The following is a 26,502-nucleotide window of genomic DNA, read 5'->3' on the forward strand; positions in this document are numbered from 1 at the left end:
GCCATGAAAATAACGATGAGTTTATTTTCATGTCTATATTCGCCCTCTTTAAACACAATTAAAACATCAATTTAACACCGAACCAACAAAACAGCATTTTGATCTGCGTTATTCACTCAAAACGACTAATTATTTCTGAAATGATCGGTTATTGGTGATCTGTTTCACAGTTAATCCCTTTTTCCTGGATAAAATGACCATGCTTTCAATTACTGAAAGGAAACTGAACATGGAAAACAATAATCGTTTAATGCCCCATATAAGGCGGACAACACATATCATGATGTTTGCCCACCGTAACTGTTTTGACTTTCATCTCTTTAACGCCCGGTAGTCCTTCGACTTCTGGCGCATCTGCTTACAGGTTATCCTGAAAAACGCTATTTTACAGGCTGTTGCCTGTGAACACCTGCGCTCATTCCTTGTGATTCAGATTCTCCGCAACCGGGCGGACTGAATTCTACTCAGCAAAAAAGCAATTAACTGATTTCGTATCAGCGGACACGCTTTGCTTTTTTTTCCGGAAATAATCGATTTCTTTACCGCAAGAAGTCGAGGGCCCCATATTGCCTGAAATAAAGAGATAAAGATGAAAACGTTAAAAATTGCCGTCAGCCGTGCCTGCCCTGAATGCTTTACCACTTCGCGCGACATCGTGGATATCACCGCATCAGATTATATTGATGTGGCAGCCGTGGTTCTGGCCGTCAGCGATATTTTCAATGGCGCCATAGAAGAAATAGAAGCCACGGGATTCGGTATTCCGGTGTTTATTGCCACGCATAAAGAAGAAAGGGTTCCGGCTGAATTTCTGTCGCGTATTCACGGCGTTTTTGAGTACTCCGACACCAGCAATGCGTACTACGGACGTCAGCTTGAAGCGGCTGCGCAGAAGTACGAAACCCAGCTCCGCCCGCCGTTCTTCCGCGCGCTGGTCGATTACGTCCAGCAGGGGAACAGCGCGTTTGACTGCCCCGGACATCAGGGAGGCCAGTTCTTCCGCCGCCATCCGGCCGGAAACCAGTTTGTCGATTTCTTTGGCGAAACGCTTTTCCGCGCCGATCTGTGCAATGCCGACGTGGCAATGGGCGATCTGCTGATCCACGAAGGCGCGCCATGCATCGCCCAGCAGCATGCGGCAAAAGTCTTTAATGCGGATAAAACCTACTTCGTGCTGAACGGCACCTCCTCTTCCAACAAGGTGGTGCTCAATGCCCTGCTCACGCCAGGCGATCTGGTGCTGTTCGATCGCAATAACCATAAATCTAATCACCACGGGGCGCTGTTACAGGCGGGCGCGACGCCGGTGTATCTGGAAACGGCGCGCAACCCGTACGGGTTTATCGGCGGTATCGACGCACACTGTTTCGACGAGAGCTACCTGCGGGAGCTGGTGTCAGAGGTCGCGCCTGGCCGTGCGCGGGATGAACGTCCGTTCCGTCTGGCGGTGATCCAGCTGGGCACCTACGACGGTACCATTTATAACGCCCGTCAGGTGGTGGATAAGATTGGTCACCTGTGCGATTACATTCTGTTTGACTCCGCCTGGGTGGGTTACGAGCAGTTTATCCCGATGATGGCCGACTGCTCGCCGCTGCTGCTGGAGCTGAACGAAAACGATCCGGGCATTCTGGTGACCCAGTCGGTGCATAAGCAGCAGGCGGGCTTCTCGCAAACCTCGCAAATCCATAAGAAGGACAGCCACATAAAAGGCCAGCCGCGCTATGTCCCGCATAAACGCCTCAACAACGCCTTTATGATGCACGCCTCCACCAGCCCGTTTTATCCGCTGTTTGCCGCCCTGGATATCAACGCCCGCATGCACGAGGGGCAAAGTGGGCGCAACATGTGGATGGACTGCGTGGTGACGGGTATCGAAGCGCGGAAACTGATCCTTCAGAACTGTCAGTTTATTCGTCCGTTCGTGCCGGAGACGGTGGATGGCCGTCCATGGGAAAGCTGGGATACGGCAGAGATTGCGACCGATCTGCGCTTCTTCCATTTCGTTCCGGGCGAACGCTGGCACGCCTTTGAGGGATACGCCGAGCATCAGTATTTTATCGATCCCTGCAAACTGCTGCTAACTACGCCGGGCATCAACGCCCGCACCGGTGAGTACGATGATTTCGGCGTGCCCGCGACCATCCTCGCCAACTTCCTGCGTGAAAACGGCATCGTGCCGGAAAAATGCGACCTCAATTCCATTCTATTCCTGCTCACCCCGGCGGAGGACATGGGCAAATTGCAGCAGCTCGTCGCCCAGCTGGTGCGCTTCGAAAAACTGCTCCAGAGCGATGTGCCGCTGAAAGAGGTTCTGCCCTCTCTTTATAAGCAACATCCGGAACGTTATGCGGATTATACCCTGCGTCAGATTTGTCAGGAGATGCATGACCTCTACGCCCGCCAAAACGTGAAGCAGTTGCAGAAAGAGATGTTCCGCAAGTCTCACTTCCCACGCGTCATGATGAACCCGCAGGAGGCGAACTATGCCTATCTGCGCGGTGAGGTCGAGCTGGTGTCCCTGCGCGACGCGGAAGGCCGTATCGCCGCGGAAGGCGCGCTGCCTTACCCACCGGGGGTGTTGTGCGTGGTGCCGGGAGAAGTCTGGGGCGGTTCCGTGCTGCGCTATTTCGCCGCGCTGGAAGACGGGATCAATCTGCTGCCGGGTTTTGCGCCGGAGTTACAGGGGGTTTACGTCGAGGAGTGTGACGGTCGCAAACAGGTGCGCTGCTACGTCATCAAACAACCTGCCGCTCAGCCATCGCTGCTGAAAGGAGAAAAATTATGAGTAAGGCCAACAAGATGGGCGTGGTGCAACTCACTATTCTCACCATGGTGAATATGATGGGTTCGGGGATCATCATGCTCCCCACCAAGCTCGCTGAAGTGGGGACGATTTCGATTATCTCCTGGCTTGTTACCGCCGTGGGTTCGATGGCGCTGGCGTGGGCGTTTGCCAAGTGCGGCATGTTTAGCCGCAAGTCCGGCGGGATGGGTGGCTATGCCGAATATGCGTTTGGTAAGTCCGGTAACTTTATGGCGAACTATACCTACGGCGTGTCGCTGCTGATCGCCAATGTGGCGATTGCCATTTCCGCTGTCGGTTACGGCACAGAGCTGTTTGGCGCGACGCTGACCCCGGTGCAAATTGGGCTGGCGACCATCGGCGTGCTCTGGATCTGCACCGTCGCTAACTTTGGCGGCGCGCGCATCACCGGACAGCTCAGCAGCATCACCGTCTGGGGCGTCATCATCCCGGTTGTCGGCCTGTGCATCATCGGCTGGTTCTGGTTCAGCCCGACGCTGTACGCCAATTCCTGGAATCCGCATCACGTACCGTTCTTCACCGCCGTGGGATCGTCCATCGCCATGACGCTGTGGGCCTTCCTCGGGCTGGAGTCGGCCTGTGCGAATGCGGAAGTGGTGGAAAACCCGGAGAAAAATGTGCCGATCGCGGTACTCGGCGGGACGCTGGGGGCGGCGGTGATCTATATCGTCTCAACCAACGTGATTGCGGGAATTGTGCCCAACATGGATCTGGCTAACTCCACGGCGCCGTTCGGACTGGCGTTTGCGCAGATGTTTACGCCGGAGGTAGGGAAAGTGATCATGGGACTGATGGTGATGTCCTGCTGCGGCTCGCTGCTGGGCTGGCAGTTCACCATCGCCCAGGTATTCAAATCTTCCGCTGACGAAGGTTATTTCCCGAAAATCTTCTCCCGCGTCACCAAAGCGGATGCACCGGTGCAGGGTATGCTGGCGATTGTGGTTTTCCAGAGCGGTTTGTCGCTGATGACCATTAGCCCGTCGCTGAACAGCCAGTTTAACGTGCTGGTCAACCTGGCGGTGGTGACGAACATCATTCCGTACATTCTGTCGATGGCGGCGCTGGTGATTATTCAGAAGGTGGCGAAGGTGGATCCGCGCAAAGCCCGGGCGGCCAATATCGTGGCGCTGATTGGGGCGATTTACAGCTTCTATGCGCTCTACTCGTCCGGTCAGGAGGCGATGCTGTATGGGGCGATGGTGACATTCATGGGCTGGACGCTGTACGGTCTGGTCTCACCACGGTTTGAACTGAAGAATAAACATAGTTAAAAAAGAAGCCCGGTGGCACTGGCGCTTACCGGGCCTACGAGGTCAATGCAAAACGGCAACCCTGAGGTTGCCGTTTTTTATGTTTTCTCCCTCTCCCAGTGGGAGAGGGCCGGGGTGAGGGCATCAGCCCGCACCAGATCACGACTTACGCGTTTTTCAGCACTTCGCTGACAATCTCTACCGCTTCTTTCTCAATCTGCTGACGATGCTCAGCGCCGAGGAAGCTTTCACAATAGATTTTGTACGCATCTTCCGTACCGGATGGACGCGCGGCGAACCAGCCGTTTTCGGTCATCACTTTCAGGCCGCCGATCGATGCGCCGTTACCCGGCGCCGCCGTCAGACGCGCGGTGATCGGGTCACCAGCCAGGGTACTGGCACTGACCATCTCCGGAGAGAGTTTTGACAGAGCTGCTTTTTGCGCAGACGTGGCGCCAGCCTGAATACGGTTATAGCTTGGCGCACCAAAACGTTCCGCCAGCTCGTTGTAATGTTCCTGCGGGTTCTTACCGGTGACCGCGGTGATTTCCGCCGCCAGCAGGCACATGATGATGCCGTCTTTATCGGTTGACCATGGGGTGCCGTCGAAGCGCAGGAAGGATGCCCCCGCGCTCTCTTCACCGCCAAAGCCGAAGCTGCCGTCGTGCAGACCGTCAACAAACCACTTGAAGCCCACCGGCACTTCCACCAGCTTGCGACCCAGCGCATCGACCACACGGTCAATCATAGCGGAAGAGACCAGCGTTTTACCCACCGCGACCTCTTTGCCCCACTGCGGACGGTGCTGGAAGAGATAATTGATTGCAACAGCCAGGTAGTGGTTCGGGTTCATCAGCCCTGCCGGGGTGACGATACCGTGGCGGTCGTAGTCCGGGTCGTTGGCAAACGCCAGATCGAACTTGTCGCGCAGCGCCAGCAGGCCAGCCATTGCGCATTCGGAGGAGCAGTCCATACGGATCGCGCCGTCTTTGTCCAGGTGCATAAAGCGGAAGGTCTGATCGACGTGATCGTTCACGATGGTCAGATCCAGCTTGTAGTGCTCGGCAATGCGTTTCCAGTATTCAATACCGGAGCCGCCCAGTGGATCCACGCCCAGCTTCAGACCGGCTTTCTGGATAGCGGCCATATCGACGATATCCGCCAGCCCTTCCACGAACGGCTGCACCAGATCCTGCTCTTTCACGTGGCCGGAGGCCATGGCTTCATCCAGCGAGATGCGTTTCACACCGTTCAGACCGTTAGCCAGTAACGCGTTGGCACGATCTTCCACCACTTTTGTGACGTTGGTATCCGCCGGGCCACCGTTAGGTGGGTTGTACTTGATGCCGCCATCTTCCGGTGGGTTGTGGGACGGGGTGATCACAATGCCGTCAGCCTGCGCGCCACCTTTTTTGTTGTGTACCAGAATAGCGTTAGAAACCGCTGGCGTTGGCGTAAAACCGTTGTTCTCCTGAACAATCACGTCTACGCCGTTCGCCGCCAGCACTTCCAGCACGGAGATAAAAGCAGGTTCAGACAGGGCGTGGGTATCTTTCCCTACATAGCACGGACCGGTGACGCCATTTTTGGCGCGCTCTTCCGCGATGGCCTGAGCAATGGCCAGAATGTGCGGTTCGTTAAAGCTGTGGCGCGCCGCACTACCGCGGTGGCCAGATGTACCAAACTTCACTGCGTGTTCTGCGTTGCCCACCACCGGCTTCAGCACGTAGTACTGCGCGGTCAGTTGAGCGACGTTAATCAAATCGCTTTGTTGTGCAGGTTGTCCTGCACGGCTGTGATTTGCCATTGCCTGGTCCTTCTGATGCAAGGGTTAAATTGTACCGCAAACCTTTTCGATCAATTCCGCCGGGAACTGCATGGACTGCATGATATGTTCGATCATGCTGCACTTACGGCCCGTATTGGTGTTGGTGATCACCCAGTATGGTGTACCGGGAACGTGTTTGGGCTTGGTTTGGTTGCCATTTTGCAGCAGGGTCTGCTCGTCGCCTGCGAAGTAAACGCGCGTGCGACCGTGCAGCGACTCTGTCGCTTCTGCAAATGCGTTGTTATCCAGTGAGTAAAGTGTAGACAGCACCAGCATAAAGCGGTTAACCGCCTTTTTCTGCTCGGCATATTCATCGGACAGCAGCAACTCGCGCATCGCGCGCACTTTGTCTTTTGCCGGCATGACGGCAGGTTTTACTTGTGCAACAACGCTCGGCTGAGACACGACATCTTTAGTGACAGGAGTGGGCTGTGAGGCGGCGGAAATTTTAAGCATGCGCCGTAAAATGTCGGACGCGCTCTCCCCAATATGCCGCGTCTGGCTGGCAATATACTGATAGAGTTCGTCATCAACTTCGATTGTTTTCATCTTAATCCAGTGCGATATCTTATCTGAATACAAGTCGTTGAGATTATAAGGTCAAATCCCAACAGCGGATAGCGTCAAACCAGGTTGGCGGCAAAAGTCAGATTAAACTGGATCCTTGCCCCCGGGCGGCAGAATGGTCAACATGATACCCTAACCTGACAAACCTAAAAAAAGAACTTTGCCATGAAATTGAATTCCCGAGCGCAAACTGCACAATCGCCGAACAATAATTCTCCCATCGTACTGGTTCACGGCCTGTTTGGTAGCCTGGATAATCTGGGTGTGCTGGCGCGCGATTTAGTGACCGATCACGCGATCCTCCAGGTTGATATGCGCAATCACGGTCTTTCTGGGCGCTCGGAGGAGATGACCTACGCAGCCATGGCGCAGGATCTGCGGGACACCCTCGATGCGAATAATATCCAGAAAGCGACGCTTATCGGGCATTCAATGGGCGGCAAAGCGGTGATGGCGCTCACTGCGCTGGCCCCTGAGCGTATTTCCGGGCTGGTGGTCATCGACGTTGCGCCCGTCAATTACGACGTTCGCCGTCACGATGAGATTTTTGCCGCCATCAATGCGGTCACCGAAGCGGGTGTCGCAACCCGCCAGCAGGCGGGTGCCGTTATGCGTGAGCATCTCGATGAAGAAGGCGTGGTCCAGTTCCTGCTGAAATCGTTTGTTGACGGACAATGGCGCTTTAACGTCCCGGTATTGTGGGATCAGTATTCGCATATTGTGGGCTGGGAAACCGTCCCCGCCTGGCCGCACCCTACCCTTTTTATTCGCGGCGGCAACTCCCCTTACGTCACTGATGCGTACCGTGACACGCTGCTGGCGCAATTCCCGCAGGCTCGCGCTCACGTTATTGCGGGTGCCGGGCACTGGGTACACGCGGAAAAACCGGATGCCGTCCTGCGCGCCATTCGCCGCTATCTTACTGATACAGCGAATTGATTAAAAAGCCAGCGACCGGAAGACGACGGGCTTCCAGTCGTTGGCGTGTGGATTTGGGTGATGTATGATGGCGCGCTTATCGCCCGGGCATTAGCAGGGCGGCGTGTTTCCCCCGAAGTCTCAGAATCATGGCCAAAGAACAAACGGACCGTACGACACTAGATCTGTTCGCGAATGAGCGTCGACCGGGACGACCGAAAACGAATCCGCTTTCGCGCGATGAACAGCTGCGTATCAATAAACGCAACCAGCTTAAACGCGATAAAAATCGTGGGCTTAAGCGTGTCGAACTGAAGCTGAATGCCGATGCCGTCGATGCGCTTAACGAGTTAGCTGACGCGCGCAACATCAGCCGCAGCGAACTGATCGAAGAGATGCTGATCGCCCAGCTTGAGACGTTACGCGGCAAGGCGTGAGTCAGAAAATCCCCAATATTACCTTTTTCATGTAGCACAGAGTGCAGTCCTGCGTGATAGCTGTTTCCGCAGGGTTGCCTGTTCTGCTATTATTGCCCTTATCCGTGGACAATTTGGGCCACCATACCATTAAGTTTCAAGAGGTTATTTTACTCATGGCAATCATCGGCATTTTCTTTGGCAGTGATACCGGCAATACTGAAAATATCGCAAAAAACATTCAAAAACAGCTCGGTAAAGACGTTGCTGATGTGCATGACATCGCCAAGAGCAGCAAAGAAGATCTCGAGGGCTATGACATCCTGCTGCTGGGCATCCCGACCTGGTACTACGGTGAAGCACAGTGTGACTGGGACGATTTCTTCCCGACGCTGGAAGAAGTAGACTTCAACGGCAAGCTGGTTGCCCTGTTTGGCTGTGGCGATCAGGAAGACTATGCTGAGTATTTCTGTGATGCGCTGGGCACTATTCGCGACATCATTGAGCCACGCGGTGCGGCGATCGTCGGTCACTGGCCAACGGCGGGTTACCATTTCGAAGCGTCCAAAGGTCTGGCAGATGACGATCACTTCGTTGGCCTGGCCATTGATGAAGACCGTCAGCCAGAGCTGACCGCTGAGCGTGTAGAAAAATGGGTTAAGCAGGTTCGTGAAGAGCTGAACCTGGACGATATCCTTAACGCCTGATATCCCTGCGGCGCAACTCCGGTTGCGCCCGTTTTCCAGGTAAAACCGATTAAATTAATTGCTACAAACTTTTAACTTTTTCGCCCAGACCTGTACAATATCCCCCTGGTAAAAAGTGGGTGCCATCGAACAAGTTTGTTGGTGATACCACGTTTTTATAAGCATACTTTGCTTGAGACTTGCAGTTTTCATTTAGCCATGGCAGTTCTATAATGAGACGCATTATCCCAAGTGCATTTTCTGTCACTTCTTCTTTTGAAGTGAATCGTTTAGCAACAGGACAGATTCCGCATGACTGACAACAATACCGCATTAAAGAAAGCTGGCCTGAAAGTAACGCTTCCTCGGTTAAAAATCCTTGAAGTGCTTCAGGGGCCAGACAATCACCATGTCAGTGCGGAAGACCTTTATAAGCGTCTTATCGATATGGGTGAAGAGATTGGGCTGGCAACCGTCTATCGTGTGCTGAACCAGTTTGATGACGCGGGCATTGTTACTCGTCATAATTTCGAAGGCGGTAAATCCGTGTTCGAGCTGACTCAGCAGCATCACCACGATCACCTGATCTGCCTCGACTGTGGCAAGGTCATTGAATTTAGCGATGATTCCATTGAATCACGCCAGCGTGAAATCGCCGCCCGTCATGGCATCCGCCTGACCAACCACAGCCTGTACCTGTACGGTCACTGCGCTGAAGGCGATTGCCGCGAAGACGACCACGCGCACGACGCGAAATAATATCGTGTTCATACTCTGAGCCAGCCGTAAGGTTGGCTTTTTTTTGCCTGAAAAAAGTCCGGTGGCGCTGCGCTTACCGGGCCTACGGGCTGTGACACCGTTGTAGGCCCGGTAAGTGCAGCGCCACCGGGCATAAAGCAACTTATTTAGTGTTATTGCGAATCTCGTCCCAGATCTTATCGCAACGCTTCGCCACTTCCTGATCGTTACCGCTTTTCCGCGCCTGGATACAGGCCTGGTAATCCATCACGCGAACATTTTCCTGCGTCGCAAACTGCTCATGCGCTTTCTCTTTTTTCAGCACATTCAGCACGCTCTGGCAGGCTTCAATCTTCTCTGGCGATCCTTGTGCTGTATTGATGCAGGCGCTATACGCCTCCTTCAGACGGGAGTCTTCTTTCTGCGCCTGATCCTGCGCACACGCCACCAGCCCCGATGCCAGCAGCGCAACGATTACCATTTTTTTCATCATATGCAGTCTCCATGCAGGCGGGATTTCGCCCGCCTGCGTGTTCATCAGAAGATTGTGAATGGCGCAATGACCATGAATTTCACGTCACGTTCATCCTGGAAGATGTTGCCGTAACCGCCCGCGTAGCTCGGGATATCGGAGTGGTTGTCATACTGGGTGAAGTGCAGTTTGAACATCGTGCCTTTCGCACGGCCCTCCTGAAGGGTGTAAATCGCATCCAGACTGTATGAAGACTCTTTCAGACGGTAATTCGGATCGTAGTAGGCGTCTGGCGTAGCCATATCTGCTGGCTTCGCGTCCCAGGCGTACGCGTAGGACGCACCCACTGCCCAGCCAGGCAGGTTCCAGTTCTTCAGGTCATACATTGCGCCGAAGAAGACCGCCTTTTCGCCGTCGGCGTTGAAGTCAGAGCGGTTATCCCACCAGATATCCAGACGACCATTGGAAGAGGCGTAGGTTGGCGTCATACGTTGCAGGAAGTAGCCCTGCTGCCCTTCAGCCTTGACCCATGTTCCCTCCAGACGTAAATCAACCTGACCTACCTTGTAGCCGAAGGTCAGCGCCTGTAACCACGCGGTGCCGTCATAGATATCATTTACGCTGCCATCACTGACTTTGTCGCGCGTACCGTAGAACTGATAGCTGGTGCTCAGCGGGCTACCCGCGATATCAAATTTGTAGCTGGCTTTAGCAAAGTACTGATCGATATAGCCTTCAGCCTGACCAAAAGCAGCTTCCAGCACCAGATCGTTTTTGAAGTCGTACTTCGCCCCCAGCGAGTGGAGATAATCAACTTTGGTTTTTTTATCGTTCTGATAGAACTTGTCCATCTCAATGTGCCACGGCGCTTTGTACTCGTTGGTCCACATATAGGAGAAGCTCAACGCCCCCGCATCGCCGTAGTCAAAATTAGCACCGGCTTCCGCACCCTGATAAGTGCCTGGCATAAAGCTCCAGTGCGGTGCTAACAGCGTCTGGCCGGTTGGCTGGATATAACCTCCACGCGCCCAGACCGGACCATATTTGAATTTTGCAGCCGCTTTATACAGGCTGATTCCGCTTTTATCGCCGGACCAGTCTTCGTCGTAGGCTTTATTGCTGGAGGAGAACGCAATTTCGTTCGGATGGCCGCTGTCGCCATTTTCGGCCATTTCAATTGCGGTGAACGCTGCAATATCGATCCCGAACATATCGGCGGCATATCCCGACTGGAAATCAAGGTTGGCGTTCCAGGTCGAGTGAGAAAGGTTGGTTTTGTATTTATCTTCAGTGACGTCTTTACGGTCACGCTCACGCTGCCAGTAATAAATACCGCCCGTGAGGGTGGAATCTTCGATGAAACCTGCTGCTTTTGCCTCTGGCGCAACCACCAGGCCCGACATTGCTGTCACACCGGCGATAGCCAGCGCCAGCGCACTACGTTTGCCACTGAACGTACGCATATGTTTATCCTCTTTGACGTATAAATTGCTGTTACCAAAGGCAAACAGCGAAAAAATAAAATGAAAAAGTAGCGTTGAGAAAAACCTCGTTGACTACAATGGTTAGACTATTTTTCGCGACGCGAATTATCAATCTCTTTCTGTAACGGGAATGTAAGAATATGAGCAACCGCACATATTTCATCGTTTTCTGTTACATTTCATTCATAACTCCAAAAATGCGGGCGTTTGACAAAAAACCTTTTATTTCCATAAGCATGTAATCGGTTTCATCGTTTAAACATTTGAGATGTTTATTTTTTAATTGAAATCATTTATGAAAATAATAAATTTTGAATTGTTATTAATTCGCTGCGCAAAGCGGGTTCTCCCTTACTCTGACAGTACCCGTTAAAGGATGTGAGATTGCTCGCTTTTTCTAAATTAACCGTCTGTTTTTACTGTTTCTCGTCTTGACGCTGCCAAAAGACCTCATTAATTATGTGGTCAGGTTATACGTATAAGTTGGCGCACATATGGCAAAAAGAATGACGCAACGCGATGTCGCTGCACTGGCGGGTGTTTCTCAGGCGGTGGTCTCAGTAGTGTTAGGCATGGGAAAACACGCCTATCCCCAGGAGACAGTTGCCAGAGTGGAAAACGCGGCGAAACAACTGGGCTATGTACCAAACCGCTTCGCCCAAGCATTAAAAACCAATAAAACACTGTCCGTGGCCTGTATTATTCCGGACATTGCCAACCCGTTTTATGCCTCGCTGATACGCGGGGTGCAATCGGTGATGGATGCCCATCGTTATGATGTCATCGTTGCCAGTACCGATGCTGTGCGGGAAAGGGAACTGCATTTTCTGAACTGGTCGGCTCAGGGGCGCGTCGATGCCGTAATTGGCACTTTTTTTCATGCCGGCGTTAATGATTTTGAACCCTATCTCATGGCCGGTTTTCCCATCGTCCGGATTGAAGCGGAGTATAAAACCGCCGGGAATTTGCCGTTACACAATATTTTTATCGACAACACCGCTGCCGCCCGCCGCGCTGTCGAATATCTGCTGGCTCAGGGGCACAAACACATCTGTATGATCGCAGGCGCTGGCGGCCCGGCTGGTGCCCGTGTGAAAGGCTATCAGCAGGCGATGGTGCAGGCTGGCCTTACGCCACAAATTCTTATGCAAGCAGATTTCTCAGAACCTACCAGCTATCAGTCCGCACTATCACTTTTCCGCAATGTTCCTCGCCCGGACGCTATCTTTGCCGCCAACGATGTAATGGCTATCGGCGTGATGCGGGCGGCAAGAGAGACGGGAATAACCATTCCCGGGCAGCTTGCCGTGGTCGGTTTTGATGATATCCCCTCGGCCGGACTGGTCACCCCTTCCCTGACCACTATCGCCCACTTTCCGGAACTAATCGGACAAAAAGCCGGTGAAATCCTGATGAATCACCTGTCCGGGGAACAGGATTCACCGGGAAGCACAACCGAAATGCCCTACCGCCTGGTAAAAAGGGAATCCGCCTGACTGGCGATTAATTACAGAGAAAAGGATGAAAAAATGGAATTACCTTCAGATTATTACCAGCGCGTTTACGCTGGGGTATTAGGGAAATTGATCGGCGTGTATCTGGGTCGCCCTTTTGAAGGCTGGACCTGGCAAAAAATCATGCGGGAACTCGGGCCAATACGGTATTACGTTAATGAAAAATTCAATCGCCCTCTGGTGATTACCGATGACGACGTAGCCGGAACATTCACATTTATTCGCGCGCTTGAGGATTACGCGTTACCGCCAGACCTGACAGCCGAACAGATGGGGCACTGTTGGCTGAATTACATCATTGATAAGCGCACTATCCTCTGGTGGGGGGGTAATGGTAATTCAACAGAACATACGGCGTGGCTGAATCTTAAAAAGGGTATCCCTGCCCCGCTGAGTGGCGCTATCGCCACCAATGGCAAAACCATCGCAGAGCAAATCGGCGCGCAAATTTTCATTGATAGCTGGGCGCTCGTGGCTCCCGGCCAACCGCAACTGGCGGCGTCTCTGGCAAAAACAGCCGCCAGCGTGAGTCACGATGGGGAATCCGTTTATGCCGCCATGCTTTGGGCGGCAATGGAGTCACAGGCTTTTATCTGCCAGGACATCGAAAAACTGATTGCCACAGGCTTATCCGTTATCCCCCAGATTCGCAAATTGCCATACTGGTCGCCGATGTCTGCCGCTGGCGCCAAGAGGATAACGACTGGCAGACGACGCGCCAGAAAATTGAAGACCACTACGGCTACCATAAATATCCCAGCAACTGCCATGTGATCCCCAACCACGCGTTGATGATTATGGCGATGCTCTACGCGCCGGACGATTTCCAGCAGTCCCAGTGCATCGTTAATACCTCCGGATGGGATACCGACTGCAATGCGGGCAACGTTGGCTGCCTGTCTGGAATTATGCTCGGGTTACAGGGTATTGACGCCGGCCCGGACTGGCGCGGCCCGTTGGCGGACAGAATGCTAATCTCTTCCGCGGACGGCGGTTTTTCCATCAACAACGCAGTACGCATTACGGATTATCTGGTGGATTTAGGCCATCAGATTGCCGGGCTTCCGCGCCCTGAACCGAAGAAAGGGGGGGCTCAATACCATTTCTCCCTTCCGGGAAGCGTACAGGGTTTTCGCTGGCTGAAGGAAGAGAATACCGCTCCGGTTGAGGTGAAAAACGAAGCCTGGCAGGGGCAGCAGATGCTGAGCATTCATTATCATCACCTCGCGCAGGGTCTTCAGGCCAGTGTGACCACGCAAACTTTTACCCCGCCGGAAATCGTGGAAATGCGCAGTTACGATCTCATGGCCACGCCACTGATATACCCTGGACAACGCTTGCACGCTACGCTTATTGCCCCATCGGACAATATCTCGTCGCTTAACGTGCGGCTGTGCTATCGGGTCTATGACGATAACAATTGTCTGATCCCTTGCTACGGTGACACGCACCACGTTGCCCCAGGCGAAGAAATAACGCTCTCGCTGGATATCCCTGACTGTAAAGGCCAACCAATAGGTGAAATTGGCGTGACGCTGAGTACCGACGCCCGTACTGCCCGTGGTCGACTCCTTATCGACAGCATGTGCTGGGATGGCGTCCCGAAACTGACCCTGCGCAAACCCGCCGGAGAGAACGACTTCTGGTGGCGCTCATGGGTCAACGGAGTGGATCTCTTTTCCCGCCATTATCCAACCAGCTTTCGGATCTCAAAAGAATACGATGAGGGTTTAATCATTCACGGCACTCGCCAGTGGAATAACTATCGGGTGCAAAGTGACATCACGCTGCATTTGGGTGACTACGGTGGTCTGGCCTTCCGGGTACAGGGGATGAGACGTTACTACGCAGCGCGCGTAATGCGCGACGGAAAGGTACAGATAATACGCGTCCGCGACGCGGTGACCCGTATTCTGGCAGAAACCGTCCTGTCTGACGTTTATGAGCGGCCCCTCGTTTTCGATATCGCTGTTATGGGAAACACCCTTACCGCCACTGTCGATGGAAAAACCCTTTCCGTGGAAGATACCGAACGTGAAGCGTTTGCCGATGGTGGGATCGGGTTATTGATATGCGCCGGTGCGCTGTCAACCGACGCTATCCATATCTGCGCCAATGAAACGGTATCACAACAAGGGATGAAAAAATGAAAACAACAAACAGGCTACGGGCCCTGGCCCTGGTCGTTGCGGCATTACTCTCAGGATGTAAAGAGGATAAACCGCAGCAGGTTACAATTGAATTTATGCACTCCTCCGTAGAGCAAGAGCGCCAGGCCGTTATACGCGGCCTGATCGACCGCTTTCAGAAAGAAAACCCTACTATTACCGTGAAGCAGGTGCCGGTGGAAGAGGACGCCTTTAATACCAAAATGATTACGCTTGCCCGTTCAGGCGCGTTGCCGGAAGTGATCGAAGTTAGCCATGACTACGCCCGGGTAATGGACAAAGAGTCGCTAATCGATCACAAGGCGGTAAAAGCCCTGATAGAGAAACAAGGGGAAGCGTCTTTCTATGACGGCGTGTTGCGTATTGTCCGCACCGAAGACGGAAATGCATACACTGGCGTACCCATTAGCGCCTGGTTACAGGGGATCTGGTATCGAAAATCCGTACTGGCTAAGGCAGGGATTAGTGAGCCCAAAAACTGGGCCCAATTGCTGGATGCGGCGCGCAAGCTGACCAAAATCGGTGACAAAAAATACGGTATCGCTCTGCCGACGGCAGAGAGTGTGATGACCGAGCAAACTTTTTCCCAGTTTGCGCTTTCAAATCATGCCAACGTATTTAATGCTGACGGCAAGGTCACCGTCAACTCACCGGAAATGCTCGCGTCGCTGAATTATTACCGCGATCTTTCCCGATACACGATGCCCGGCTCTAATAATGTTATGGAGATCAAAGACGCCTTTATGAACGAGACTGCACCGATGGCGGTCTATTCGACCTACATTCTGCCAGCTATCGCTCAGGAAGGTTCGCTGGCCGACATCGGCTTTGTCGTTCCGACTGAAAAAACCTCTGCGGTGTATGGCGTAATCACTTCATTAACCATCACTACTGGGCAGAAGGAAGAAGAGACGGAAGCCGCTGAAAAATTCGTGTCATTTATGGAGCAAGCGCAAAATACCGCAGAATGGGTATTAATGTCGCCAGGGGCGATGCTGCCGGTGAAAAAAGCCGTTGCTGCACACACCGTTTACAAACATAACCCGGCTATTAAAGCCTTTGGCGATCTGACGACTCAACTGATTGCTCAGTATCCGCATATGCAGGTCTTTGGTTCCGTCGGTGAGAAGAATTTCACAGGGATGGGGGATGTCACCGGCTCCGCTATTCTCAGTGAAATGGTCAATCAGGTGACAGTAGGAAAACAGGAGACTGCCCCCGCGCTGGAACGCAGCCAGCAGCGAGTAGCTGAACTTTTGCAACGCCATTAACCCTCAAAAAAAACGCCGCATTACGCGGCGTTTGTTTCTCATTGACCATGCCAGCGTGATTATTCGCCGATCTTAGTCCAGGTATCACGCAGACCGACGGTACGGTTAAATACCGGTTTTTCCGCCGTGCTGTAACGGCTGTCCAGGCAGAAGTAACCCTCACGTTCAAACTGGAACGCTTTACCGGCTTCAGCGGCTTTCAGAGACGGCTCGGCATACCCCTGCTTGATAATCAACGACTCAGGGTTGATAACCGCCAGGAAGTCCTCCGCAGCGCCTGGGTTAGGTACGCTGAACAGACGATCGTAGAGACGGATCTCAACCGGCAGCGCATGCTGCGCGCTCACCCAGTGGATCACACCTTTCACTTTACGGCCATCCGCCGGATCTTTACTCAGCGTCTCTGCGTCGTACGTACAGAAGATGGTCGTGATGTTACCTTCCGCATCTTTCTCTACGCGCTCGGCTTTGATCACATAGGCGTTACGCAGACGCACTTCTTTGCCCAGCACCAGACGCTTGTACTGCTTGTTCGCTTCTTCGCGGAAGTCGGCGCGATCGATCCAGATTTCACCGCTGAACGGCACGTCGCGGGTGCCCATTTCCGGTTTGTTCGGATGGTTAGGCATCGAGACCAGTTCGCTTCCACCCTGCGGATAGTTTTCGATGACCAGTTTCACTGGATCGATCACTGCCATCGCGCGCGGCGCGTTTTCGTTCAGGTCTTCACGAATGCAGGATTCCAGAGACGCCATTTCGATAGTGTTGTCCTGCTTGGTAACGCCAATACGTTTGCAGAACTCACGAATAGACGCCGAGGTATAGCCACGACGACGCAGGCCAGAGATGGTGGGCATACGCGGGTCGTCCCAGCCTTCAACGTGCTTGTCGGTGACCAGCAGGTTCAGCTTACGCTTGGACATCACGGTGTATTCCAGGTTCAGACGAGAGAACTCGTACTGACGCGGATGCACAGGAATGGTGATGTTATCCAGCACCCAGTCGTACAGACGACGGTTGTCCTGGAATTCCAGCGTGCACAGAGAGTGCGTAATGCCTTCCAGCGCATCGCTGATGCAGTGGGTGAAGTCGTACATCGGGTAGATGCACCACTTGTTACCGGTCTGGTGGTGTTCAGCGAACTTAATGCGGTACAGCACCGGATCGCGCATCACGATGAACGGAGACGCCATATCGATTTTGGCACGCAGACACGCTTTACCTTCTTCGAAGCCACCGGCACGCATTTTTTCAAACAGCGCCAGGTTCTCTTCCACGCTACGATCGCGGAACGGGCTGTTTTTACCAGGCTGAGTCAGCGTACCGCGGTATTCACGGATTTCGTCAGCAGACAATTCGTCGACGTATGCCAGACCTTTGTTAATCAGTTCAACCGCATAGGCATACAGCTGATCGAAGTAGTCTGAGGAGTAGCAGATATCGCCAGACCAGTTGAAGCCCAGCCATTGCACGTCGTTTTTAATCGACTCAACGTATTCGATGTCTTCTTTTACTGGGTTGGTGTCATCGAAACGCAGGTTGCACTGCCCCTGGTAATCTTGCGCAATACCAAAGTTCAGGCAGATCGATTTGGCGTGACCAATGTGCAGGTAGCCATTTGGCTCCGGCGGGAAACGCGTGTGGACTGTGGTGTGCTTACCACTGGCCAGATCTTCATCGATGATCTGACGAATAAAGTTACTCGGGCGGGCTTCTGCCTCACTCATCGTGGATTCCTCAAAGCGTAAACAACGTATAACGGCATATGATCTTATAAGCCGGACGTAGTGACAACCCTTAAAACGTCCCGGAAGAAAATAATGGGGGCAATTGCTGCAAAAAAAAGCGGCGGAGGATATCCCCCGCCGCTAAAGGCATAACTCTACTCAGGAGCGATTACTTGCCTTTAATCTCATACAGTGGCGTCTGGCCTGCAACCACCTGACCCTGCGCCTGGATCACCAGACCGCTGAAGTCGTCGATGTTGCTGCACACGACCGGGCTTATCATGGAGCGCGCGTTGGCATTCAGGAAGTCCAGATCCATTTCCAGAATCGGCTGACCTGCCGCCACTTCAGCACCCTCTTCCACCAGACGAGTAAAGCCCTGACCGTTCAGCGCAACGGTATCGATACCCATATGGACAACGATCTCCGCGCCTTTTTCCGTTTCCAGGCAGAACGCGTGGTTGGTGTTGAAGATTTTCACGATAGTACCGGCAGCCGGAGAGACCACGGTTTTGTCCGTTGGTTTCACCGCCACGCCGTCACCGACCGCTTTGCTGGCGAACGCTTCGTCAGGCACCTGCTCAAGCGCAACAACGTCACCTGTCACCGGAGAAACCAGCGCAGCGATGGTCACCGCGTTTGGCACAGCCTGCGGTTTTGCAACCGGCGCGTCAGCCACTGGCGCGTTATCCGTTGAGGCGGCAGCGACCGGCCCACGGGCAACCACTTTTTTCATTTCATCGCCGATAGATTCGGCTTTCGCACCCACGATAACCTGGATGGTTTGTTTGTTCAGTTTCACCACACCAGACGCACCCAGGCGTTTGCACATTGCATCGCTCACGCGTGCGGAGTCACCTACGGTCAGACGCAGACGGGTAATACAGGCATCGATCGCTTTCAGGTTGTCGGTGCCACCCACAGCGGCAATGTAGTTGGTTGCCAGCTGGGTTAAACCCTCTTCGGTATTGCTGTTGGCTTCACTGGTCACAACATCATCTTTCGTATCTTCGCGGCCCGGCGTCTTCAGGTTAAACATACGAATAACCGCGCTGAACAGAACGAAGTAGATAACGAAGAAGATCAGGCCCATCACCATCAGGATCCAGACGTTGCTGCTTGCCGCCGGCAGGTTGTACATCAACACATAGTCGATGGCGCCTGCGGAGAAGGAGAAGCCAGCATGGATACCCAGAAGGGTGGCGACGAACAGGCTGATACCGGTCAGGATCGCGTGCATCAGATACAGCAGCGGAGCCAGGAACATGAACAGGAATTCCAGTGGCTCGGTCACGCCGGTCAGGAAGGCGGTGATCGCAACGGACAGCAGCATCCCGCCAACCATTGGGCGACGCGCTTTCGGCGCAGCCAGGTACATTGCCAGCGCCGCGCCAGGCAGACCAAACATCATGATTGGGAAGAAGCCAGACATGAACATGCCCGCGGTGCCGTCGCCTGCGTAGAAGCGGTTGATATCACCGTGGAATACCGCGCCGGCCGCGTTGGTGAACTCACCAATCTGGAACCAGGCGATGGTGTTCAGTACCTGATGCAGACCGGTTGGGATCAGCAGACGGTTAATGAAACCGAAGATGCCCGCGCCCATTGCGCCCGCAGACACGATCCACTCGCCACCCGCATGGATAGCATGCTGCACCGGTGGCCAAACGTAGCCAAAGATGGCGGCGAGGATCAGACAGAAAAAGCCCGTCGCAATCGGCACAAAACGTTTACCGCCGAAGAAGCTCAGGAAGTCAGGAAGTTTGATACCTGCCCAACGGTTGTACACGGCGCCACCCACCAGGCCGGTAATGATACCTGCCAGCACACCCATATTGATTTCAGGGTTGATGGTTACCATCGCTTTCGTGAGGATGAAGTAACCGACAGCCCCTGCCAGTGCCGCGGCACCAGCGCTGTCTTTTGACCAGCTTGACGCCACACCGATGGCGAAAATCAGCGCCAGGTTGTCAAAAATTGCGCCGCCTGCCTGGGCAATAAACGGCACGTTAAGAAGATCGGGTTGCCCGAATCGCAGCAGCAACGCTGCAACCGGTAGCACGGCGATAGGGAGCTGCAAAGCCCTACCGAGGCGCTGGAAAAAACCTAAAATATTCATCCTATTCCCCCTACGAGACCCTTTGTTAAGACTCGCGCATAAACTATGTTTTTATTGTGTCACGAACGATAGATACAGTTGATGATTCACTGGCAGTGTGAGTGTGTGAAAAATTAATTCGTATCGCAAATTAAACACCTATTTTTTGTGATTATTGTCACCAAATATCGTATTAAACCCTCCCTTTCACTGGCTAACGACGAAAACTTATTTTATCATTCAAAAAATCAAGACGGATTGATCCGGCCTGAAAGGTTCCAGGTTACGCTTAGTTCAGGTTGCACTAATCATCCGCCCACTTTTACTTAAACTTTAGAGGTGAATAATGAGACTGATTCCCCTGGCAACAGCTGAACAAGTCGGAAAATGGGCTGCTCGTCATATCGTTAATCGCATCAACGCGTTCAAACCAACAGCCGATCGTCCTTTCGTTCTCGGTCTTCCAACCGGTGGCACGCCCCTGACCGCGTATAAAGCTCTGGTTGAAATGCACAAAGCGGGCCAGGTTAGCTTTAAACACGTTGTGACCTTCAACATGGACGAATATGTCGGCCTGCCGAAGGAACATCCGGAAAGTTACCACAGCTTTATGCACCGTAATTTCTTCGATCACGTTGATATTCCGGCTGAAAACATTAACCTGCTGAATGGAAACGCGCCTGATATTGACGCAGAATGCCGTCAGTATGAAGAAAAAATCCGTTCCTACGGTAAAATCCACCTGTTTATGGGCGGCGTAGGCAACGATGGTCATATTGCGTTCAACGAACCGGCATCTTCACTGGCTTCCCGTACCCGTATTAAAACGCTGACCCATGATACGCGCGTGGCTAACTCCCGCTTCTTTGATGGCGACGTCAATCAGGTGCCTAAATACGCGCTGACCGTGGGCGTGGGCACGCTGCTGGATGCCGAAGAAGTGATGATTCTGGTGCTGGGCGCGGTGAAAGCGCAAGCGCTTCAGGCTGCCGTTGAAGGCAACGTGAACCATATGTGGACGATCAGCTGCTTACAGCTGCATCCAAAAGCGGTTGTCGTGTGTGACGAACCGTCCACCATGGAGCTGAAAGTGAAAACGCTGAAATACTTTAACGAGCTGGAAGCTGAGAACATCAAAGGTCTGTAATTGAATAACCGCCTCTTTATATCCGGGGCGGTCGCTTTTTTTAACCGGGGGTCGATATGTACGCTTTAACCCACGGTCGGATTTATACCGGCCATGAAATTCTGGATGACCATGCGATTGTAATCGCCAATGGCCTGATTGAACGTGTTTGCCCGCTGGCGGAACTGCCGCCGGAGATCGAACAGCGTTCCCTCAATGGAGCAGTAATCTCCCCCGGTTTCATCGACGTACAGCTTAACGGCTGCGGCGGTGTCCAGTTTAACGATACCGCAGAGGCGGTATCGGTTGAAACGCTGGAAATCATGCAAAAAGCCAACGAGAAATCGGGCTGCACCAGCTATCTGCCAACGCTGATCACCAGCAGCGATGACCTGATGAAACAGGGTATCCGCGTCATGCGCGAATACCTGGCAAAACATCCGAATCAGGCGCTGGGCCTGCACCTGGAAGGACCATGGCTGAATATGGTCAAGAAAGGCACCCATAACCCAAACTACGTGCGCAAACCGGATGCCGAGCTGGTGGATTACATGTGCGCCAATGCCGATGTGATCACCAAAGTAACGCTGGCCCCGGAAATGACCGGCACGGACGTTATCAGCAAACTGGCCGCCGCCGGGATTGTGGTGTCTGCGGGCCATTCGAACGCGACGCTGAAAGAGGCGAAGGCCGGTTTCCGCGCAGGCATTACGTTTGCCACACACCTTTATAACGCGATGCCCTATATTACTGGCCGCGAACCGGGACTGGTTGGCGCCATTCTGGATGAACCAGACGTCTACTGCGGCATTATCGCCGACGGCTTGCATGTCGATTACACCAACATCCGCAACGCCAAGCGTCTGAAAGGCGACAAGCTCTGCCTGGTGACGGATGCTACCGCTCCGGCAGGAGCGAATATTGAGCAGTTCATTTTTGCTGGTAAAACAATATACTACCGGAATGGACTGTGTGTGGATGAGAACGGCACGCTGAGCGGTTCTTCTCTGACGATGATCGAAGGGGTACGTAACCTCGTTGAACATTGCGGCATCGCGCTTGAGGAAGTGCTGCGCATGGCCACGCTTTATCCGGCGCGCGCCATTGGCGTCGATAAACAGCTCGGCGGTATTGCGCCAGGTATGGTTGCAAACCTGACGGCGTTCACACACGATTATAAAATTATTAAGACCATCGTTAATGGTAACGAGGTCGTCACTGAGTAAGTAAAAGTATGACACCAGGCGGACAAGCTCAAATCGGTAATGTCGATCTCGTTAAACAACTTAACAGCGCGGCGGTTTATCGCCTGATTGACCAGCACGGGCCAATCTCACGCATTCAGATAGCCGAACAAAGCCAGCTTGCTCCCGCCAGCGTGACAAAAATTACACGTCAGCTCATTGAGCGCGGCCTGATCAAAGAAGTCGATCAGCAGGCCTCCACCGGGGGCCGCCGCGCGATTTCCATCGTCACGGAAACCCGCAATTTTCAGGCCATTGGCGTTCGCTTAGGACGTCATGACACCACGCTTACGCTCTACGATCTGAGCAGCAAGGCCATTGCCGAAGAACACTACCCCCTTCCTGAGCGCACGCAGGAGACGCTTGAACACGCGTTGCTGAATACCATTGCGCATTTCATCGAAAGCTGTCAGCGCAAGATCCGTGAACTCATCGCCATCTCGGTGATTTTGCCCGGCCTGGTTGACCCGGAAAGCGGCGTTATTCGCTACATGCCGCATATTAAGGTAGAGAACTGGGGGCTGGTTGAGGCGCTGGAAAAGCGCTTCAAGCTGACCTGCTTTGTTGGTCACGATATTCGCTCGCTGGCGCTGGCGGAGCACTACTTTGGTGCGAGCCAGGACTGCGAAGACTCTATTCTGGTGCGCGTTCACCGTGGTACAGGTGCGGGCATCATCTCGAATGGCCGCATTTTTATTGGCCGTAACGGTAACGTAGGCGAGATTGGTCATATCCAGGTGGAACCGCTTGGCGAGCGCTGCCACTGCGGTAACTTTGGCTGTCTTGAAACCGTTGCCGCCAATGCCGCCATTGAACATCGCGTTCGCCATCTGCTGGAGCAGGGTTACCAGAGCCGCGTCACGCTGGACGATTGTAAGATCGGCGCCATCTGCAAAGCGGCAAACAAAGGCGATGCGCTGGCCTGCGAAGTGATCGAACAGGTAGGACGCCACCTGGGTAAGACCATCGCCATTGCCATCAACCTGTTTAATCCGCAGAAAGTGGTGATTGCCGGCGAGATCGTTGAAGCCGAAAAAGTGTTACTGCCCGCCATTGAAGGCTGCATCAATACCCAGGCGCTGAAGGCATTTCGCCAGAATTTGCCGGTGGTGCGATCTACGCTCGATCACCGCTCGGCAATTGGCGCATTCGCCCTGGTAAAACGTGCCATGCTCAACGGGATCCTGCTGCAACATTTGCTGGAATCCTGATCGGACCTTATAGTAACGCCTTCTTTTTTTGATGTCGGATTGTCCATGACCATTAAGAATGTAATTTGTGATATCGACGGCGTGCTGATGCACGACAACGTTGCCGTGCCGGGTGCTGCGGAGTTTCTTCACCGCATCATCGACAAAGGAATGCCACTGGTTCTTCTCACGAACTACCCTTCACAGACTGGTCAGGATCTGGCAAACCGCTTTGCTACCGCAGGCGTCAACGTCCCGGACAGCGTGTTCTATACCTCTGCGATGGCGACCGCGGATTTCCTGAAGCGTCAGGAAGGCAAAAAAGCCTATGTCGTTGGTGAAGGTGCGCTGATCCACGAGCTGTATAAAGCGGGCTTCACCATCACCGACGTGAACCCGGACTTTGTCATCGTGGGCGAAACGCGCTCCTTTAACTGGGAGATGATGCATAAGGCAGCCTACTTTGTCGCCAACGGTGCGCGTTTTATCGCCACCAACCCGGACACGCACGGTCGTGGTTTTTATCCCGCCTGCGGTGCGCTTTGCGCCGGTATCGAAAAAATCTCGGGTCGTAAGCCGTTTGTTGTCGGTAAACCGAGCCCGTGGATCATCCGCGCCGCACTGAATACGATGCAGGCACACTCAGAAGAAACCGTCATTGTGGGCGACAACCTGCGTACCGATATTCTGGCTGGCTTCCAGGCGGGGCTTGAAACCATCCTGGTGCTTTCTGGCGTTTCACAGCTTGATGACATTGATACGATGCCGTTCCGGCCAAGCTGGATTTACCCTTCTGTCGACGAAATCGACGTTATTTGATTCAGAACCACGCCTAAGGGCGTGGTTTTTCATTTCTGCCGTCTGAAAACATCACTTCATCTAAAGAAATCAGCCCTTCATTGAGAAATCATCAATAGAATTGCTTAAGACATACTCTTTTTTTAAGATTCGGCAATCGCCATTGCACTTTTTACGTTTTCATCGGTAAAACGCTTGCGCCCCCTCCCCCTTTTACGGCATTTTCATAAGCAAGCAACATCACAACGCAACAGGGTTAACGGAGAAGGTTATGTGTTCTATTTTTGGCGTACTGGATATTAAAACTGACGCGGGCGAACTGCGTAAAAAAGCACTCGAATTGTCCCGCCTGATGCGCCATCGCGGTCCGGACTGGTCAGGCGTATACGCCAGCGATAAAGCGATTCTGGCTCATGAACGTCTCTCCATTGTTGATGTCAACGCTGGCGCACAGCCGCTGTATAACGAGAAAAAAACGCACGCGCTGGCTGTTAACGGTGAAATTTACAACCATCAGGCGCTGCGCGCCGAGTACGGCGATCGCTACGCGTTTCAGACCGGCTCAGACTGCGAAGTGATCCTGGCGCTGTATCAGGAGAAAGGCCCGGAGTTCCTCGACGATCTGCAAGGTATGTTCGCCTTCGCGCTGTACGACAGCGAAAAAGACGCTTACCTGATTGGCCGCGACCATATCGGTATTATCCCGCTGTACATGGGACACGATGAGCACGGCAACTTCTACGTTGCCTCAGAGATGAAAGCCCTGGTACCGGTGTGCCGCACCATCAAAGAGTTCCCGGCAGGTAGCTACCTGTGGAGTAAAGACGGCGAGATCCGCCCGTACTACCAGCGCGACTGGTTTGATTATGAGGCGGTGAAAGACAACGTGACGGACAAAGCCGAACTGCGTCAGGCCCTGGAAGAGTCAGTGAAAAGCCACCTGATGTCAGACGTACCTTACGGCGTACTGCTCTCCGGCGGTCTGGACTCCTCCGTGATCTCCGCGATCACCAAGAAATTCGCCGCACGTCGCGTGGAAGATCAGGAGCGCTCTGAAGCCTGGTGGCCGCAGCTGCACTCCTTTGCCGTGGGTCTGGAAGGGGCACCTGACCTGAAAGCCGCCCAGGAAGTGGCAAATCATCTCGGCACGGTGCACCATGAAATTCACTTCACCGTACAGGAAGGTCTGGATGCGATCCGCGATGTGATCTATCACATTGAAACCTATGATGTGACCACCATTCGCGCCTCCACACCGATGTATTTGATGTCGCGGAAGATCAAAGCGATGGGCATCAAGATGGTGCTCTCCGGCGAGGGTTCTGACGAAGTGTTTGGCGGTTACCTCTATTTCCACAAAGCGCCAAACGCCAAAGAGCTGCATGAAGAAACGGTGCGTAAGCTACAGGCGCTGCACATGTTTGACTGCGCGCGCGCCAACAAAGCGATGTCCGCCTGGGGTGTGGAAGCCCGCGTGCCGTTCCTCGATAAGAAATTCCTTGATGTGGCGATGCGCATCAACCCGCAGGACAAAATGTGCGGCAACGGCAAAATGGAGAAACATATCCTGCGTGAATGTTTTGAATCCTACCTGCCGGCAAGCGTGGCGTGGCGTCAGAAAGAGCAGTTCTCGGATGGCGTGGGTTACAGCTGGATCGACACCCTGAAAGAGGTGGCGGCGAAACAGGTTTCTGATCAACAACTGGAAACTTCGAGCTTCCGTTTCCCGTACAACACGCCAGCCTCGAAAGAAGCGTATTTGTACCGTGAGATCTTTGAGGAGCTGTTCCCGGTTCCAAGCGCAGCAGAGTGCGTACCGGGTGGCCCATCGGTCGCCTGCTCTTCTGCTAAAGCCATTGAATGGGATGAATCATTCAAAGCGATGAACGATCCGTCAGGACGCGCGGTGGGCGTTCACCAGTCTGCCTATAAATAATGTTCAGAGTATCATCAGGCCCTCCGGGGCCTGATTTTTTTGCCTCTCTTTTCTCCGCATAAAATCGATTAATAACCAATAATTGTCGAATATTCGGCCTCGCTGTTCGCAACCTAACCAAACAGTCACATTCCGGCTATTTTCATTGAAAAAGGTGTTGACGCTGCAAGGGTCTATACGCATAATGCGCCCCGCAACGCCGATAAGGTAACGCGAAAAAAAGATGGCTACGTAGCTCAGTTGG

21 protein-coding genes and 1 pseudogene are annotated in these 26,502 nt (G+C 53.3%); 15 read left to right on the forward strand and 7 right to left on the reverse strand.

Annotated elements, in window-relative coordinates:
• Window positions 1-229: 229 nt before the first annotated feature.
• The 3 genes from speFL to potE all read left to right on the forward strand — a co-directional run bounded on the left by speFL (window position 230) and on the right by potE (window position 4,098).
• On the forward strand, window positions 230-334 hold the full coding sequence (gene speFL / locus INF61_RS08010; protein ID WP_003858645.1) for a leader peptide SpeFL: 105 nt from the start codon (window positions 230-232) through the stop codon (window positions 332-334).
• A gap of 255 nt (window positions 335-589) precedes the next feature.
• Window positions 590-2,788 carry an ornithine decarboxylase SpeF gene (gene speF, locus INF61_RS08015; RefSeq protein ID WP_047637504.1) on the forward strand — a complete coding sequence of 733 codons (2,199 nt, stop codon included), beginning with the start codon at window positions 590-592 and terminating at the stop codon, window positions 2,786-2,788.
• Window positions 2,785-4,098 (forward strand): putrescine-ornithine antiporter, encoded by a 1,314-nt coding sequence (gene potE, locus INF61_RS08020; protein ID WP_017694147.1) that lies wholly within the window; start codon window positions 2,785-2,787, stop codon window positions 4,096-4,098. Before speF ends, potE begins: the two co-directional genes overlap by 4 nt.
• Before the next feature lie 145 nt (window positions 4,099-4,243).
• On the opposite strand, the gene pgm is transcribed toward potE, so the two are convergent.
• Complete coding sequence (pgm, locus tag INF61_RS08025) at window positions 4,244-5,884, reverse strand: phosphoglucomutase (alpha-D-glucose-1,6-bisphosphate-dependent) (protein ID WP_015571122.1); 1,641 nt, start codon at window positions 5,882-5,884, stop codon at window positions 4,244-4,246.
• Window positions 5,885-5,908: 24 nt separating this feature from the next.
• The gene (seqA, locus tag INF61_RS08030; protein WP_003858650.1) at window positions 5,909-6,454 is read right to left on the reverse strand and encodes a replication initiation negative regulator SeqA; all 546 of its coding nucleotides are present in this window, start codon (window positions 6,452-6,454) and stop codon (window positions 5,909-5,911) included.
• 183 nt (window positions 6,455-6,637) lie between these two features.
• On the opposite strand from seqA, the gene ybfF reads away from it, so the two are divergent.
• From ybfF to fur, 4 genes are all read left to right on the forward strand, one after another.
• Window positions 6,638-7,411 carry an esterase gene (ybfF, locus tag INF61_RS08035; RefSeq protein WP_193547677.1) on the forward strand — a complete coding sequence of 258 codons (774 nt, stop codon included), beginning with the start codon at window positions 6,638-6,640 and terminating at the stop codon, window positions 7,409-7,411.
• 128 nt (window positions 7,412-7,539) lie between these two features.
• A complete protein-coding gene (gene ybfE, locus INF61_RS08040; protein ID WP_003858652.1) occupies window positions 7,540-7,827 on the forward strand; it encodes a LexA regulated protein in 288 nt (95 codons plus the stop codon).
• 155 nt (window positions 7,828-7,982) lie between these two features.
• Window positions 7,983-8,513, forward strand: a complete 531-nt coding sequence (gene fldA / locus INF61_RS08045; protein WP_003858653.1) for a flavodoxin FldA — start codon at window positions 7,983-7,985, stop codon at window positions 8,511-8,513.
• Window positions 8,514-8,804: 291 nt separating this feature from the next.
• Window positions 8,805-9,251 carry a ferric iron uptake transcriptional regulator gene (gene fur, locus INF61_RS08050; protein WP_010428651.1) on the forward strand — a complete coding sequence of 149 codons (447 nt, stop codon included), beginning with the start codon at window positions 8,805-8,807 and terminating at the stop codon, window positions 9,249-9,251.
• A gap of 142 nt (window positions 9,252-9,393) precedes the next feature.
• On the opposite strand, the gene chiQ is transcribed toward fur, so the two are convergent.
• On the reverse strand, window positions 9,394-9,720 hold the full coding sequence (gene chiQ, locus INF61_RS08055; protein WP_193547737.1) for a ChiQ/YbfN family lipoprotein: 327 nt from the start codon (window positions 9,718-9,720) through the stop codon (window positions 9,394-9,396).
• A 47-nt stretch (window positions 9,721-9,767) separates the two neighbouring features.
• Window positions 9,768-11,165: a chitoporin gene (gene chiP / locus INF61_RS08060; protein ID WP_017694280.1), complete on the reverse strand. Its 1,398-nt coding sequence runs from the start codon at window positions 11,163-11,165 to the stop codon at window positions 9,768-9,770.
• A gap of 527 nt (window positions 11,166-11,692) precedes the next feature.
• Between chiP and INF61_RS08065 the strand changes: the two genes are divergently transcribed.
• From INF61_RS08065 to INF61_RS08075, 3 genes and pseudogenes are all read left to right on the forward strand, one after another.
• Window positions 11,693-12,682 carry a LacI family DNA-binding transcriptional regulator gene (locus INF61_RS08065; protein WP_223259290.1) on the forward strand — a complete coding sequence of 330 codons (990 nt, stop codon included), beginning with the start codon at window positions 11,693-11,695 and terminating at the stop codon, window positions 12,680-12,682.
• 33 nt (window positions 12,683-12,715) lie between these two features.
• Window positions 12,716-14,850 (forward strand): annotated as a pseudogene (locus INF61_RS08070) (ADP-ribosylglycohydrolase family protein).
• Window positions 14,847-16,139 carry an extracellular solute-binding protein gene (locus INF61_RS08075; protein WP_193547678.1) on the forward strand — a complete coding sequence of 431 codons (1,293 nt, stop codon included), beginning with the start codon at window positions 14,847-14,849 and terminating at the stop codon, window positions 16,137-16,139. The pseudogene INF61_RS08070 and the gene INF61_RS08075 overlap by 4 nt, the downstream one beginning before the upstream one ends.
• A 59-nt stretch (window positions 16,140-16,198) precedes the next feature.
• On the opposite strand, the gene glnS is transcribed toward INF61_RS08075, so the two are convergent.
• Complete coding sequence (gene glnS / locus INF61_RS08080) at window positions 16,199-17,866, reverse strand: glutamine--tRNA ligase (RefSeq protein WP_015571127.1); 1,668 nt, start codon at window positions 17,864-17,866, stop codon at window positions 16,199-16,201.
• A gap of 169 nt (window positions 17,867-18,035) precedes the next feature.
• Entirely contained in the window at window positions 18,036-19,985 is a 1,950-nt protein-coding gene (gene nagE / locus INF61_RS08085) for a PTS N-acetyl glucosamine transporter subunit IIABC (protein ID WP_017382457.1), read from the reverse strand.
• Between the two features lie 325 nt (window positions 19,986-20,310).
• Between nagE and nagB the strand changes: the two genes are divergently transcribed.
• The 5 genes from nagB to asnB all read left to right on the forward strand — a co-directional run bounded on the left by nagB (window position 20,311) and on the right by asnB (window position 26,258).
• Complete coding sequence (gene nagB, locus INF61_RS08090; RefSeq protein ID WP_003858663.1) at window positions 20,311-21,111, forward strand: glucosamine-6-phosphate deaminase; 801 nt, start codon at window positions 20,311-20,313, stop codon at window positions 21,109-21,111.
• A 56-nt stretch (window positions 21,112-21,167) separates the two neighbouring features.
• Window positions 21,168-22,316, forward strand: a complete 1,149-nt coding sequence (nagA, locus tag INF61_RS08095; RefSeq protein ID WP_032670349.1) for an N-acetylglucosamine-6-phosphate deacetylase — start codon at window positions 21,168-21,170, stop codon at window positions 22,314-22,316.
• An 8-nt stretch (window positions 22,317-22,324) separates the two neighbouring features.
• Window positions 22,325-23,545: an N-acetylglucosamine repressor gene (locus tag INF61_RS08100; protein WP_006809613.1), complete on the forward strand. Its 1,221-nt coding sequence runs from the start codon at window positions 22,325-22,327 to the stop codon at window positions 23,543-23,545.
• Between the two features lie 45 nt (window positions 23,546-23,590).
• Window positions 23,591-24,343, forward strand: a complete 753-nt coding sequence (nagD, locus tag INF61_RS08105; protein ID WP_003858667.1) for a ribonucleotide monophosphatase NagD — start codon at window positions 23,591-23,593, stop codon at window positions 24,341-24,343.
• Window positions 24,344-24,593: 250 nt separating this feature from the next.
• Window positions 24,594-26,258 carry an asparagine synthase B gene (gene asnB, locus INF61_RS08110; protein WP_165468364.1) on the forward strand — a complete coding sequence of 555 codons (1,665 nt, stop codon included), beginning with the start codon at window positions 24,594-24,596 and terminating at the stop codon, window positions 26,256-26,258.
• 3 nt (window positions 26,259-26,261) lie between these two features.
• Here the strand turns inward: asnB and INF61_RS22865 are convergent.
• On the reverse strand, window positions 26,262-26,502 hold a 241-nt coding region (locus INF61_RS22865), incomplete at its 5' end, for a hypothetical protein (protein ID WP_141395015.1).

This window comes from Enterobacter cloacae complex sp. P18RS (assembly GCF_014982105.1).
GTDB classification, from domain to species: domain Bacteria; phylum Pseudomonadota; class Gammaproteobacteria; order Enterobacterales; family Enterobacteriaceae; genus Enterobacter; species Enterobacter hormaechei_C.